The organism is Comamonas sp. w2-DMI, assembly GCF_040187735.1.
Taxonomy (GTDB): Bacteria; Pseudomonadota; Gammaproteobacteria; order Burkholderiales; family Burkholderiaceae_C; genus Comamonas; species Comamonas terrae.
Window position 1 is genome coordinate 20,704 of record NZ_JBANEL010000001.1, and the last position, 14,355, is coordinate 35,058.

Genomic DNA, 14,355 nt, shown 5'->3' on the forward strand with positions numbered 1-14,355 from the left:
AAGATAGTGGGGGTGCCGCGCATGCCGGCGCGCGCCCGAAGACACAGGAGACAAGCCATGCCATCGCAGACAGATTTGCTCACCTTGAGCTACTCCCGGGGGCGCACCGATGTGCCGCTGATCGAGCAGACCATAGGCGACTTCTTTGCCGACATGGCAGCGCGCCAGCCCGGGCGCGATGCCCTGGTCAGCCGCCACCAGGGCCTGCGCTACACCTATGCGCAGCTGCATGCGGCTGCCCGCCAGCTGGCCAGCGCACTGCTGGGCCTGGGCCTGGAAAAAGGCGACCGCGTGGGCATCTGGTCGCACAACAATGCCGAGTGGGTTCTGATGCAGCTGGCCACGGCCCAGGTGGGCCTGATCCTGGTTAACATCAACCCGGCCTACCGCACCTCCGAGGTCGAATACGCGCTCAACAAGGTGGGCTGCAAGGCGCTGGTGACCATGCCCCGCTTCAAGACCAGCGACTATCTGGGCATGCTGCGCGAGCTGGCGCCGGAGCTGGCCCAGTGCGCGCCGGGCCGCTTGCAGGCCGCGCGCCTGCCGGCGCTGCGCAACGTGGTGTGGATCGATGCGGTCCAGGACCAGTGCGAGGAACAGCCGGGGATGCTCCGCTTTTCGCAGCTGATGGCGCAGGGTACTCCAGCGGATGCGCGCATCGATGCCATTGCCGCCACGCTGCGCAACACCGATCCCATCAACATCCAGTTCACCAGCGGCACCACGGGCTTTCCCAAGGGCGCGACGCTGACCCACCGCAACATCCTCAACAACGGCTTCTTCATCGGCGAGTGCATGCGCCTCACGCCCGCGGACCGGCTGTGCATTCCCGTGCCGCTGTACCACTGCTTCGGCATGGTGCTGGGCAACCTGGCCTGTTTCACGCACGGCTCGGCCATCGTCTATCCGAACGACGGCTTCGACCCGGTCACGGTGCTGGAGACCGTGCAGGCCGAGAAATGCACGGGCCTGCATGGCGTGCCCACCATGTTCATTGCCGAACTCGACCATCCTCGCTTTGCCGAGTTCGACCTGTCCACGCTGCGCACCGGCATCATGGCCGGCTCGCCCTGCCCCATCGAAGTGATGAAGCGCGTGGTGCGCGACATGCACCTGTCCGAGATCACCATTGCCTACGGCATGACCGAGACCAGCCCCGTGAGCTGCCAGAGCGAGGCCGACACGCCCCTGGAGCGGCGCGTCTCCACCGTGGGCCGGGTGCAGCCGCACCTGGAGGTGAAGATCGTCGACCCGGCCACGGGCGAGACCGTGGCGCCCGGCGTTTCGGGCGAGCTGTGCACGCGCGGCTATTCGGTCATGCACGGCTACTGGGACGACGAGGCCAAGACCCGCGAAGCCATCGACGCCGAGCACTGGATGCACACGGGCGACCTGGCGACCATGGACGCCGAGGGCTATGTGAACATCGTGGGCCGCATCAAGGACATGGTGATCCGCGGCGGCGAGAACATCTATCCGCGCGAGATCGAGGAATTCCTCTACCGCCATCCCAAGGTACAGGACGTGCAGGTGGTGGGCGTGCCCGACGTGCGCTACGGCGAGGAGCTGTGCGCCTGGATCATCGCCAAGCCCGGCCAGAACCTGAGCGAGGACGAGGTGCGCGACTTCTGCAAGGGCCAGATCGCCCACTACAAGGTGCCGCGCTACATCCGCTTCGTGCAGGCCTTCCCCATGACGGTGACGGGCAAGATCCAGAAGTTCAAGATCCGCGACGAAATGATCGAGCTGCTTGATCTGCGCGTGGCGAAAACCGCCTGAAAAAATGGACTCCCCCCTGTGCCGCTGCGCGGCGGGCCCTGGAACAATGAAACAAGGGGACGACGCCTTGGCTGGGGCGGCCCATGTCGAAGGGCGGCTCTTGCTCGGCGTCTTGGTCCTGGATTCGGTCGGCCTAGTGGTGGCCGCCGCTGTCCTTGCCCGGCAGCCCGGCGGCGCGCAGCGCCACGGCCAGGCGCTTGCGCATGGCGATTTCCTGCATGTCCAGTTCGCTGACCAGGCTGCGCAGCGATTCGTCGTTGATGCGGTGGGCCTGCCGCTCCTGGTAGTAGAAGTCCCGCTCGGCATGGATGCACTCCAGCCGGGTCTCAATCTCCAGCACGTAGCGCAGCTTGCGCTGGCGCACCACTTCGGCCGTTTCGCGCTGGACCTCGATGCTCGATACCGTGCCGCTGCCGTCGTCCAGCATCTGGATGCGGTTGCGGTACTCCTGGGTCAGGTGGCCGTTGACCTCCTGGCGCATGGCAATCCACTCGGGATCGCGGTGCTGCAGCTCCTCCTCGGTGAGCGTGAGCCGGGACATGGCGGCCATGCAGGCCTGTTCGCGGGCCAGGCGCTCCTCGCGCAGCGTGGGCGACTCCTCGGTGGGCGGCAGGTGGCGCAGGATGATGGGCAGGCTGACCGAGCCCAGGATCAGCGTGAAAAGAATGGTGCCCGTCGCCAGGAAGACCAGCATGTCGCGTGCCGGAAACGGCTGGCCGTTGTTGAGCACCATGGGAACGGACAGCGCACCGGCCAGCGTGACCGCGCCGCGGATGCCGGCCATGGTGGTGGCCAGGTTCAGCAGCGGCGAAGGGCGTTCGGCCATCTTGCCCTGGTGGTGGGCGCGCATCAGGCTGCCATGCACGCCGAGCGTCAGCCAGATCCAGCGCAGCAGCAGCAGGCCGAAGGAGATGGCGGCCACGTAGCCAACCAGAATCCACCAGTCGTGGCCGGCCTGGTGCAGCGGCACGCCGATGATGGACGGCAGCTGCAGGCCCAGCAGCAGGAAGATGGCGCCGTTGAAGGCGGCTTCCACCATGCTCCAGGTACCGGCCGTCTGCAGCCGTTCGCTGATGTAGCTGCTGCGCTCCAGGTCGCCGAAATTGGTGGCGATGCCCGCGGCCACGGCCGACAGAATGCCCGAGACGCCGATCTTCTCGCCCACGATATAGGCGGCAAACGGCAGCAGCACCAGCAGCAGCACCATCTGCGTGGCGGCCACATCGCCCAGGCGGCGGGTGATCGTGCCGCGCGCGTAGCTGAAGCCCCAGCCGATCAGCGCGCCGATGCCCAGGCCGCCCACGGCCATCCAGGTGAATTCCTTGGCCACTTCGGTCCAGGAGAACAGGCCGGTCAGCGTGGCGGCAATGCCGAACTTGAGCGCCACCAAGCCCGAGGCGTCGTTGAGCAGCGATTCGCCCTCGAGGATGTGCATGGTCTTCTCGGGCATGCCCAGGTTGCGCGTGATGGCCGAGACGGCCACGGCATCGGTGGGCGAGACCACGGCCGCCAGCGCAAAGGCCACGGTCAGCGGGATCTCGGGAATCATCCAGTGGATCAGATAGCCCAGGCCCAGCACCGTGAACAGCACCAGGCCCAGGGCCAGCAGCAAAATGGGCTTGGCCAGGGCAAAGAATTCACGCTTGGGTATGCGCCAGCCGTCGGCGAACAGCAGCGGCGGGATGAACAGCAGCAGGAACAGCTCGGGGTCGAAGGCGATATGCAATCCGGCCTGGGGCCAGGCGATCAGCGCGCCCAGCGCGATCTGTATCAGGGGCAGGGGAATGGCGCGTACATAGCGGGCCACAATGCCTGTCAGCGCTCCCAGCAGCAGGACAAGCAGGACGGTTTCAACAGCGTGCATGCGGCATTGTCTTCAACAGCCGTTGCCGCACCATGTCAGACGGCGCCAAAAACCAAGTCCCCATATCAGTTATCAGCTACTAACCCCCAAAAGCCGGCTTGCTGCAAGCGAGAGACACCGAGGAAGGGCCGCCCCGCAGCAAAGGCCGTCGTCCCCCTTGGGGGAAGACGCGAAGCGGCTCAGGGGGTATTCATTTTTTAGAGGCAAGCAATGAGCATTCTGGAGACACAACTGAATCCGCGTTCGGCGGACTTCCTGGCCAACGCCGCGGCCATGCAGGCGCTGGTCGACGACCTGCGCGCGCGCTGCGACGAGATGGCGCTGGGCGGCAGCGAATCGGCGCGCGCCAAGCATGTGGCGCGCGGCAAGCTGCTGCCGCGCGAGCGCGTGCAGCGCCTGCTTGACCCGGGCACGCCCTTCCTGGAGCTGTCGCCGCTGGCCGCCTACAACATGTACGGCAACGACGCCCCGGGCGCCGGCGTGATCGCGGGCATCGGCCGGGTCAGCGGCGTGGACTGCATGATCGTGTGCAACGATGCCACGGTGAAGGGCGGCACCTATTACCCGATGACGGTGAAAAAGCATCTGCGCGCCCAGGAGATCGCCGCGCAGAACCGCCTGCCGTGCATCTACCTCGTGGACTCCGGCGGCGCCAACCTGCCCAACCAGGACGAGGTCTTCCCGGACCGCGAGCACTTCGGCCGCATCTTCTACAACCAGGCCAACATGAGCGCCCAGGGCATTGCCCAGATCGCCGTGGTCATGGGCTCGTGCACGGCCGGCGGCGCCTATGTGCCGGCCATGAGCGACGAGTCCATCATCGTCAGGAACCAGGGCACCATCTTCCTGGGCGGCCCGCCGCTGGTCAAGGCCGCCACGGGCGAGGTGGTGAGCGCCGAGGATCTGGGCGGCGGCGACGTGCACACGCGCCTGTCGGGCGTGGCCGACCACCTGGCCGAGAACGATCTGCATGCGATCGCGCTGGCCCGCCAATCGGTGGCCAACCTGAACCGCAGCAAGGCGAGGAACGAGGCCGATGCTGCGCCGCAAGAACCTCTTTTCGATAGCCGCGAACTGTATGGCGTGATTCCCGTGGACACGCGCAAGCCCTTCGACGTGCGCGAAATCATCGCGCGCATCGTGGACGGCAGCCGCTTCGACGAATTCAAGGCCCGCTTCGGCAGCACCCTGGTCTGCGGCTTTGCGCGCATCGAGGGCATGCAGGTCGGCATCATCGCCAACAACGGCATCCTGTTTTCCGAATCGGCCGTCAAGGGCGCGCACTTCATCGAGCTGTGCTGCCAGCGCAAGGTGCCGCTGGTGTTCCTGCAGAACATCACGGGCTTCATGGTGGGACGCAAGTACGAGAACGAAGGCATCGCCCGCCATGGCGCCAAGCTGGTCACGGCCGTGGCCACCGCGAGCGTTCCGAAGTTCACCGTCATCATCGGCGGCAGCTTCGGCGCCGGCAACTACGGCATGTGCGGCCGTGCCTACTCGCCGCGTTTCCTCTGGATGTGGCCCAACGCGCGCATCTCCGTGATGGGCGGCGAGCAGGCGGCCAGCGTGCTGGCCACCGTCAAGCGCGACGGCATCGAGGCCCGGGGCGGCCAGTGGTCGGCGTCGGAAGAGGAGGCCTTCAAGGCGCCGATCCGCCAGCAGTACGAGGACCAGGGCCATCCCTATTACGCCACGGCCCGGCTGTGGGACGATGGCGTCATCGACCCGGCCGACACGCGCCGCGTGCTGGCGCTGGGCCTGTCCGCATCGCGCAATGCACCGATCGAGGACACGCGTTTCGGCGTGTTCCGCATGTAAGGCAACACACAGGGAGAGCAGCAATGACGAATTTCACGGCCCTGACTTTGAAGGTGGACGGCGGCGTGGCCCGCATCACGCTGACGCAGCCCGAGATCCGCAATGCCTTCAGCGACGAGGTGATCGCCGAGATCACGGCGGCCTTTGCCGCGGCCGGCGAGCGGCCCGATGTGCGTGCCGTGGTGCTGGCGGCCGAAGGGCCGGCCTTCTGCGCGGGCGCCAACCTCAACTGGATGCGCCGCATGGCCGAGTATTCGCGCGACGAGAACCGCGACGATGCCGGCCTGCTGGCCGAGATGCTGCGCACCATCTACGAGTGCCCCAAGCCCACCATCGCACGCGTGCAGGGCGATGTCTATGCGGGCGGCATGGGCCTGGTGGCCTGCTGCGACATGGCCGTGGCGGCCGACACCGCGGGCTTTTGCTTGTCGGAGGTGAAGATCGGCCTGATCCCCGCCACCATCAGCCCCTATGTGATCCGCGCCATGGGCCCGCGTGCCTCGCACCGCTACTTCCTGACGGGCGAGCGCTTCTCGGCGGCCGAGGCCCATCGCACGGGCTTGGTGCATGAGGTGGTGGAAGCCGGCCAGCTCGACGCGGTGGTGGACGGCTGGCTCAAGAACCTGCTCGCCGCCGGACCCGAGGCCGTGCGTGCCTGCAAGCGCCTGGTGATCGATGTGGCCGAGCGCGAGATCAACGAGCAGCTGATCGCCGCGACGGTGGAAGGCATTGCCGACATCCGCGCCAGCAGCGAAGGCAAGGAAGGCGTGCAGGCCTTCCTGAACAAGCGCAAGCCGAACTGGCTGCCAGGCTGAGAACCCGGAATTCAAGGCACTGGAATGGACCTCTGGCAAGCCTTCATTCGCTGGCTGCACACCATCGGCCTGCATGTGGACCCGGATACGGCCCGGTCCGTAGGCCAGGCTGCGGACAGCCTGGGCGATGCCGCCGGCAGGCTGGGGCATGCGGCGGGCCAGATGGACATGGGCGCCTTGCTGGCGTTGGCGGCGGCCCTGGGCTGGGCCAGCGGCCTGCGCCTGTATGCCGTGGTGTTCGTGGTCGGCATGCTGGGCCTCGCCGGCGTCATGCCCTTGCCGGGCAGTCTGCATGTGCTCGCGCACCCGCTGGTGCTGGTCGTCAGCGGCGGCCTGCTGTTCGTGGAGTTCTTCGCGGACAAGATTCCCGTGGTGGATTCGGTGTGGGACCTGTTCCAGAGCGTGCTGCGCATTCCCGCGGGCGCAGCGCTGGCGGCGGCCGTCTTCGGGGCCGACAACAGCACCATGGCCCTGGCCGCGGCCCTGATGGGCGGCACGCTGGCCGCCACCAGCCAGGCGGCCAAGACCACGACGCGCGCGCTCATCAACACCTCGCCCGAGCCGTTCTCGAATGTGGGCGCCAGCCTGGCCGAGGACACGGTCTCGCTGGGCGCCATCTGGCTGGCGCTGGCCAATCCGCTGGTGTTCGCGGCCGCGCTGCTCGTGGTGGTGCTGGCGATGTGGCTGGTGATCTGGGCGCTGTGGCGCTTTCTCAAGGCCGCGCTGCGCCGGCTGCGCGGTGGCATGGGGTCATTGCAAAAAACATAGCTGCCAGCGCTTTGTGCACATGCACTGGCAGGCTGAAAGAATCGAAATTCCTGGAGACGATATGTTCAAGAAAATCCTGATCGCAAACCGCGGTGAAATCGCCTGCCGCGTGGCCGCGACGGCGCGCCGCATGGGCGTGAAGACCGTGGCCGTTTACTCGGATGCCGATGCCCGGGCCAAGCATGTGGCGGCCTGCGACGAGGCCGTGCATATCGGCGGCAGCGCGCCCAAGGACAGCTACCTGCGCTGGGAGCGCATCCTGGAGGCGGCCCGGGCCACGGACGCCGAGGCCATCCACCCGGGCTACGGCTTCCTGTCGGAGAACGAGGACTTCGCCAACGCCTGCGCCGCGGCCGGCCTGGTCTTCATCGGCCCGCCCGCCTCGGCCATCCGCGCCATGGGCCTGAAGGCCGAGTCCAAGCAGCTCATGGAAAAGGCCGGCGTGCCCCTGGTGCCCGGCTACCACGGTGCCGACCAGAATCCTGCGCTGCTGCAGCGCGAGGCCGACCGCATCGGCTACCCAGTGCTCATCAAGGCCAGCGCGGGCGGCGGCGGCAAGGGCATGCGCCTAGTGGAAAAGAGCGAGGACTTCGCCGCCGCGCTGGAGTCGTGCAAGCGCGAGGCCATCAACAGCTTCGGCAACGACGCGGTGCTGATCGAGAAATACGTGCTGCGCCCGCGCCACATCGAGATCCAGGTGTTCGGCGACACGCAGGGCAACGTGGTCTACCTGTTCGAGCGCGACTGCTCGGTGCAGCGCCGCCACCAGAAGGTGCTGGAGGAAGCGCCCGCGCCCGGCATGACGCCCCTGCTGCGCCAGAAGATGGGCGAGGCGGCCGTGGCCGCGGCCCAGGCCGTGGGCTATGTGGGCGCGGGCACGGTGGAATTCATCGTCGAGCAGCCCGGCGGCTACGACCAGCCCGAGGCCATGAAGTTCTATTTCATGGAAATGAACACCCGCCTGCAGGTGGAACACCCGGTGACCGAGGCCATCACGGGCGAGGACCTGGTGCAGTGGCAGCTGCTGGTGGCCAGCGGCCAGCCTTTGCCAAAGCAGCAGTCCGAACTCCGGATTCAGGGCCATGCCATCGAGGCACGTATCTGCGCCGAGAACCCCGAGAACAACTTCCTGCCCGCCACCGGCACGCTGGCCGTGTACCGCAAGCCGCAGTGCGCGAGCTTCGAGATCGGCACCGTGCGCGTGGACGACGGCGTGCGCGAGGGCGATGCGATCAGCCCGTTCTACGACTCCATGATCGCCAAGCTCATCGTGCGCGGCGATGACCGCGCCCAGGCGCTGGCGCGGCTGGACGCGGCGCTGGCCCAGACCCATATCGTGGGCCTGGCCACCAATGTGCAGTTCCTGCGCCAGGTGGTGAAGAGCCAGGCCTTTTCCAATGCCTTGCTCGACACCGCGCTGATCGAGCGCGAGCGCGATGCGCTGTTCGGCCGGGACACGGTGGGCCGCGATGTGGCCGTGGCCGCCGCCCTGGCCCATGGCCTGCAGCAGGAACTGGCGCAGCAGGGCGCCGACCCCTTCAGCCGCCGCGACGGCTGGCGCGTGGCGGGCCGCTATGTGCGCAGCTACGCCTGGACCTACCGCGGCGAGGACTTGAGCGCCACCCTGGCCTACGGCCGCGCGGGCGATGCGGACGAACTGGTGATCGGCGAAGGCGCGGCGCGCAGCCAGATCGCGCTGCAGTGGCGGGCCCTGCCCGACGGCCGGCTGGAGCTGAATCTGGACGGCCGCCGCACCGTGGCCGTGGTGCATGCCCAGGGCCATGTGCTGTCGGTTTTCACCGAGGCGGGCAGCGCCCAGATCACCGAGGTGGACCAGCTGGCCCATGCGGGCGACACCGGCCATGAAGGCGGCCGCCTGACGGCGCCCATGCCGGGCAAGGTGGTGTCGTTTGCCGTCAAGGCCGGCGACGCCGTGAGCAAGGGCCAGCCCCTGGCCGTGATGGAAGCCATGAAGATGGAGCACACGATTGCCGCGCCTGGCGACGGCGTGGTGCTGGAGCTGCTCTACGGCCCCGGCGACCAGGTGGCCGAGGGCGCCGAGCTGCTGCGCATCGAGGTGGCCGCGTAAAACAGTTATCCAGAAAAGGAGCAGCTTGCGCTGGAAGCTGGCCGGTTCTGGCATGAATGTGTGCCGGGATCATTGCCTGTAAAGCGCTGGCAGCTTCATTTTCGATAGTGCTGCAGTGCCGATTGCATCGGCCGCGGCGCGGCGGCAATCCACGGGACGCTCTTAAACTCGGCCTTATGAAAATCACTTTTTGCTGTGACGACACGTGGCCAGACCCCTGGCTCAAAGGCTTGCGCGAAACCCTGCCCGGTGCCGAGGTGAGCATCTGGGAACCCGGTGCGCCCCAGGCGGACTACGCCCTGGTGTGGGCGCCGCCCCAGCAGTTCATCGACGAGCAGGCGGCCGGGCTCAAGGCCATGTTCAACATCGGTGCGGGCGTGGACGCGCTGCTGCCGCTGACGATTCCCGCCGCGCTGCCGGTCTACCGGCTCGAGGATGCCGGCATGTCCGTGCAGATGGCCGAGTATGTATGCCAGGCCGTGATCCGCTTCTTTCGCGGGCTGGATGCCTACGAGGCCGACATGGCCCGGGGCGTGTGGCAGCACCAGCGCAATCCCCGGCGCGCCGAGTATCCGGTGGGCGTCATGGGCCTGGGCAAGATGGGCGCGCGCGTGGCGCAGGCGCTCACGGTGTTCGACTTCACGGTCAACGGCTGGAGCCGCTCGCCGCGCGAGCTGGACGGCGTGACTTGCTTTAGCGGCATGGAGCAGCTCGACGACTTCCTGGCGTCCACGCGCATTCTCGTGAACCTGCTGCCCCTGCATGCCGAGACCGAGAACATCATCAACGCGCGCACGCTGGGCCTGCTGCAGCCGGGCGCCTATGTGATCAACGTGGGGCGCGGCGGCCATGTGGTGGATGCCGATCTCATCGCCCAGATCGAATCCGGCCATGTGAGCGGCGCCATGCTGGACGTGTTCCGCGAGGAGCCGCTGCCGGCCGGGCATCCGTTCTGGACGCAGGCAAAAATCATCCTCACGCCCCATACCTCGGCGCGGACCCTGGCCCGAGACAGCATTGCGCAGATCGTCGGCAAGGTGGCGGCGCTCAGCCGTGGCGAGTCGGTGACAGGGCGGGTGGACCTGGGGCGTGGATACTGACGGTTCCCCCTGAGCCGCCACGCGGCTTGCCCCTTTCTCTGCGGAAGGGGGACGAGACCAACGCTGCGGGGCGGCGGGGCCGCCCAGGCCCTTGCCGGGCGTCCTCTTCTTGGGAGGTGCCTGTTCATAGGTGAGGGAATAGAAACGATAGGAGAGATGGAATGGATTACCCCGCACGCGTGAAGATCGTCGACGTGGGCCCGCGCGACGGGCTGCAGAACGAGAAGCAGCCGGTGCCGGCATCGGTCAAGATCGAACTGGTGCAGCGCCTGCAGGATGCCGGTCTCAAGGAGATCGAGGTCACCAGCTTCGTCTCGCCCAAGTGGGTGCCGCAGATGGCCGACAACACCGAGGTCATGGCCGGCATCGCCCGCAAGAGCGGGGTGCGCTACTCGGTGCTGACGCCCAACATGAAGGGCTTCGAGGCCGCCGTGGCCGCGCCCCGCGAGTGCTGGCCCGACGAGATCGTGGTCTTCGGCGCGGCCAGCGAGGCCTTCAGCCAGAGGAATATCAACTGCTCCATCGCCGAGAGCATCGAGCGCTTTGCACCCGTGGTGGAGGCCGCGCGCGCGGCCGGCATCCAGGTGCGCGGCGCCATGAGCTGCACCGTGGGCTGCCCCTACGAGGGCGAGATCGCCCCCGAGCGGGTCGACTACCTGGCCGGGCTGATGAAGGGCATCGGCGTGCAGCGCGTGGACGTGGCCGACACCATCGGCGTGGGCACGCCGCTCAAGGTGCAGCGCGCCATCGAGGCCACGCTGCGCCATTTCGGCGTCGACGAGATCTCGGGCCACTTCCACGACACCTACGGCCAGGCCCTGTCCAACACGCTGGCGGCACTGCAGCTGGGCGTGTGGAACTTCCAGTCCTCGGTCGCGGGCCTGGGCGGCTGTCCGTATGCGAAGGGCGCCACCGGCAACGTGGCCACGGAGGACGTGGTTTACCTGCTGCAGGGCCTGGGCATAGACACCGGCATCCATCTGGAAAAGCTGATCGACGCGGGCCAGTACATCAGCGAGCACCTGGGCCGGCCCACGCAGTCGCGCGTGGCCAGGGCCCTGATGGCCAGGCGCGCGGGCTGATCTGCAGACCCGGCCTTCGCTGGCGGCGGCCGGGCTTGGCGCTAATATGCCGGCCCATGTCACCCAACGCTTTTTTCCTTTCCCCGGGCCGCGCCGCCGCGCTGGCGGCCGCCGTGCTGCTCTCGGCGTGCGCCGGCATGGACGCCGACGAGTGCCGCGATACCGACTGGCAGTACCTGGGCCAGCTCGATGCCATGGACGGCAAGAAGGACTTGCGCAGCCGGGCACTATCGCATGAGCGCAGCTGCCGCAAGCAGGGCGTGGCCGTGGATCTGCGCGCCTACCAGCGCGGCTGGATGCAGGGACTGCGCACGTTCTGCACGCCGGAGAACGGCAAGACCTTTGCCGAGCAGGGCGGGCGCTTCCAGCCCGGCTACTGCCCGCCGGCTCTCGAAGGCGCCTTCCTCGACGGCTACACGCCGGTGCGCGACCGCATAGAGGCCCGGCAGGCCATCTCCGAGCTGGAGAGGAAAATAGACGACAAGAAAAAGGAAATCCGGGCCGAGCGGGCCGGTGCCAGCGCCAGCCGCATGGCCTTTCTGCAGGCCGATCTGCGCGACATGCAGCAGGAGCTGCGCCAGTTGCAGGCCCGGCTGCGCTGAGCGCCGGCATCAAGACAGGAAACAGGAAATTTGGTTTATGTGCGGTTCGGAACTTCATACCTTGCCTGAGGGCGTGCAGCGCGTGGCTGCATTCCTGCAGCAGGCGCAGCACCCCCATCTGCCGCGGATGCTGGACGGCGCGGCGCGTACGGCCCAGGAGGCGGCCGAGCAGCTGGGCATTCTCGTGGGCCAGGTGGCCAAGAGCATCATCTTCAGGCGCCGAAGCGACGGCGCGGCCGTGCTGGTCGTGACTTCGGGCGACAGGCGCGTGGACGAAAAGAAGGTGGCCCAGCTGGTAGGACCGATCGGCCGCGCGGATGCGGACTTCGTGAAGGCCAGCACCGGCTTTTCCATCGGCGGCGTCAGCCCCGTGGCGCACGCGGCAAAGCCGGTCACGCTGATGGACCAGGAGCTGCAGCGCTTCGACACCGTGTGGGCGGCCGCCGGCCATCCGCATGGCGTGTTCCCTGCGACGCCGCGGCAGCTGCAGGAACTGACCGGGGCACCCTGGTCGGACGTGGTGGCCGCATGAGCAGCGTAGCCAACAGCAGCGAGGTGCTGGCACCCGAACAGCAGGCCCAGCAGCGCAAGCAGCTGGCCTGGAAGGCCCGGGCGGCCTTGGTCGGAGCGGATGCCGGGGAGCCGGTGGCATCGCCCTGCATCAACGTCTGCCGCATGACCGAGGACCGCAGCCATTGCCAGGGCTGCTTTCGCACGATCGACGAGATCCGCGCCTGGTCCAAAGCCGATGCGGCCGAGCGCCTGCAGATCTGGGGCAGACTGCTGCAACGAGCGGGTCTGAACGATCCACGCTCGGCCTGATGAATCCGGAGGAAGGCATGAAGCATCTCATTTGCTATCTGGACTTTGTCTCTCCCTATGCGTGGCTGGCCTTTGCCCGGATGCCCGAGGTGCTGCAGGGGCTGAGCTATCACGCCGAATATCGCCCGGTGTTGCTGGGCGCGCTGCTGCAGCAGAATGCCAATCCGGGGCCGGCCGGCATCCCGGCCAAGCGGGCCTGGACCTACCGCCATGTGAGCTGGCTGGGCCACGCCCATGGCGTGCCGCTGCAGATGCCGGCGCGGCATCCGTTCAAGCCGCTGCCGCTGCTGCGCCTGGCGCTCGCCCACGGCCAGGATGGAGCCGTCAACCGCTTTGTCGCCGAAACCGTGTTCCGCCATGTCTGGGAGGGCGGGCAGGATGCGCTGGAGTCCGGGCGCCTCGATGCCTTGCGGCACGGGCTGGCGGGGCAGCTGAACAGCCAGGCCGACGAGGAAACGGTCAAGCAATGGCTGCGCAGCAACACGCAGCAGGCTGCGCAGGCCGGCGTGTTCGGCGTGCCGGCCTGGGAGGTGGACGGACATGTGTTCTGGGGCCTGGACGGCCTGCCCATGCTGCGCGCCTATCTGCAGGGCGATGCCTGGTTTGAGCGGCAATGGGAGGCCTGCGCGGGCGTGGAGTCCGGGCTGGGTTAGGGCGTGTTCACATAACCCTGGCTTGCCCGAAGGGTTGTGCAGCCTTGGGCGTAGGCCCTGCGCCCTTGGCGCCTTGGTGACCGTGGCTTTCAAGGCAATTGCATAAGCTGGCGCAGTAGATTTCAGGAGACTGCACCACCATGGATACCCAGCAACTGTTTTCGCTCAAGGGCCGCGCGGCCCTTGTCACCGGCGGCTCGCGCGGCATCGGCCGCATGATTGCCGAAGGCTTTCTGCGCCAGGGCGCACGCGTCTATATCTCGGCGCGCAAGGCCGAGGCCTGCGACGAAACGGCGCGCGAGCTGTCGGCCCTGGGCCATTGCATCTCGCTGCCGGCCGATGTGTCCACGCTGGACGGCGTGAAGGCGCTGGTCGAGGCCTATGCCCGGCATGAAAGCCAGCTCGACATCCTTGTCAACAACGCGGGCGCGGCCTGGGGGGCACCCTATGACGAGTTCCCGGAAAGCGGCTGGGACAAGGTGGTCGACCTGAACATGAAGTCGCCGTTCTTCCTGACCCAGGCGCTCACGCCCATGCTGCGCAAGGCTGCGGCGGGCGAGCATCTGGCCAAGGTGATCCACATCGCCTCGATCGACGGCATTTCGGTCAATCCCTGGGAAACCTATTCCTATGCGGCCAGCAAGGCCGGCCTGATCCATCTGACCAAGCGCCTGGCGCTGCGCCTGGCGCCCGAGCGCATCGTGGTCAGCGCCATCGCCCCCGGTCCTTTTGCCTCCGAGATGAACAAGAGCGCGCGCGACCATGCCGAGGAGACCGCGGCACGCGTGCCGCTGGGCCGCATCGGCACGCCCGAGGACATGGCCGGCGCGGCCATTTTCCTGGCCTCGCGCGCCGGCGACTACGTGGTCGGCTCCACGCTGGTGGTGGACGGCGGCTGCGCCTGGGGACGGTGACGGCTTCTTCCTGAGCCGCCCGCGGAAATCTTCTTGGAAGGCGGGCACC

Annotated in this window: 13 protein-coding genes; 12 read left to right on the top strand and 1 reads right to left on the bottom strand. The window is 67.6% G+C overall.

What is annotated here, in order from left to right; genetic code table 11:
* The first annotated feature begins 57 nt into the window (after positions 1-57).
* The gene (locus tag V8Z74_RS00115) at positions 58-1,779 is read left to right on the top strand and encodes an AMP-binding protein (protein ID WP_349707313.1); all 1,722 of its coding nucleotides are present in this window, start codon (positions 58-60) and stop codon (positions 1,777-1,779) included.
* 133 nt (positions 1,780-1,912) lie between these two features.
* Here V8Z74_RS00115 and V8Z74_RS00120 read toward each other — a convergent pair whose 3' ends face one another.
* Positions 1,913-3,643, bottom strand: coding sequence for a Na+/H+ antiporter (locus V8Z74_RS00120; protein WP_349707314.1), 1,731 nt, complete (start codon positions 3,641-3,643; stop codon positions 1,913-1,915).
* A 210-nt stretch (positions 3,644-3,853) separates the two neighbouring features.
* On the opposite strand from V8Z74_RS00120, the gene V8Z74_RS00125 reads away from it, so the two are divergent.
* The 11 genes from V8Z74_RS00125 (at position 3,854) to V8Z74_RS00175 (ending at position 14,306) form a co-directional block, all read left to right on the top strand.
* A complete protein-coding gene (locus tag V8Z74_RS00125) occupies positions 3,854-5,461 on the top strand; it encodes a carboxyl transferase domain-containing protein (protein ID WP_349707315.1) in 1,608 nt (535 codons plus the stop codon).
* A gap of 23 nt (positions 5,462-5,484) precedes the next feature.
* Positions 5,485-6,276 (top strand): enoyl-CoA hydratase/isomerase family protein, encoded by a 792-nt coding sequence (locus V8Z74_RS00130; protein WP_066479761.1) that lies wholly within the window; start codon positions 5,485-5,487, stop codon positions 6,274-6,276.
* A 24-nt stretch (positions 6,277-6,300) separates the two neighbouring features.
* The gene (locus V8Z74_RS00135) at positions 6,301-7,044 is read left to right on the top strand and encodes a DUF4126 domain-containing protein (RefSeq protein WP_349707316.1); all 744 of its coding nucleotides are present in this window, start codon (positions 6,301-6,303) and stop codon (positions 7,042-7,044) included.
* 61 nt (positions 7,045-7,105) lie between these two features.
* A complete protein-coding gene (locus V8Z74_RS00140; protein ID WP_349707318.1) occupies positions 7,106-9,133 on the top strand; it encodes an acetyl/propionyl/methylcrotonyl-CoA carboxylase subunit alpha in 2,028 nt (675 codons plus the stop codon).
* A gap of 176 nt (positions 9,134-9,309) precedes the next feature.
* Positions 9,310-10,233 (top strand): 2-hydroxyacid dehydrogenase, encoded by a 924-nt coding sequence (locus V8Z74_RS00145; protein WP_349707319.1) that lies wholly within the window; start codon positions 9,310-9,312, stop codon positions 10,231-10,233.
* Between the two features lie 161 nt (positions 10,234-10,394).
* The gene (locus tag V8Z74_RS00150; RefSeq protein WP_349707320.1) at positions 10,395-11,315 is read left to right on the top strand and encodes a hydroxymethylglutaryl-CoA lyase; all 921 of its coding nucleotides are present in this window, start codon (positions 10,395-10,397) and stop codon (positions 11,313-11,315) included.
* Between the two features lie 56 nt (positions 11,316-11,371).
* The gene (locus V8Z74_RS00155; protein WP_349707321.1) at positions 11,372-11,917 is read left to right on the top strand and encodes a DUF2799 domain-containing protein; all 546 of its coding nucleotides are present in this window, start codon (positions 11,372-11,374) and stop codon (positions 11,915-11,917) included.
* A gap of 37 nt (positions 11,918-11,954) precedes the next feature.
* Positions 11,955-12,449, top strand: a complete 495-nt coding sequence (locus tag V8Z74_RS00160) for a YbaK/EbsC family protein (protein WP_349707322.1) — start codon at positions 11,955-11,957, stop codon at positions 12,447-12,449.
* Positions 12,446-12,739, top strand: coding sequence for a DUF1289 domain-containing protein (locus tag V8Z74_RS00165; protein ID WP_349707324.1), 294 nt, complete (start codon positions 12,446-12,448; stop codon positions 12,737-12,739). Before V8Z74_RS00160 ends, V8Z74_RS00165 begins: the two co-directional genes overlap by 4 nt.
* 17 nt (positions 12,740-12,756) lie before the next feature.
* Entirely contained in the window at positions 12,757-13,392 is a 636-nt protein-coding gene (locus V8Z74_RS00170) for a 2-hydroxychromene-2-carboxylate isomerase (RefSeq protein WP_349707326.1), read from the top strand.
* A 140-nt stretch (positions 13,393-13,532) separates the two neighbouring features.
* Positions 13,533-14,306, top strand: coding sequence for an SDR family oxidoreductase (locus V8Z74_RS00175; protein ID WP_066479736.1), 774 nt, complete (start codon positions 13,533-13,535; stop codon positions 14,304-14,306).
* Positions 14,307-14,355 lie beyond the last annotated feature (49 nt).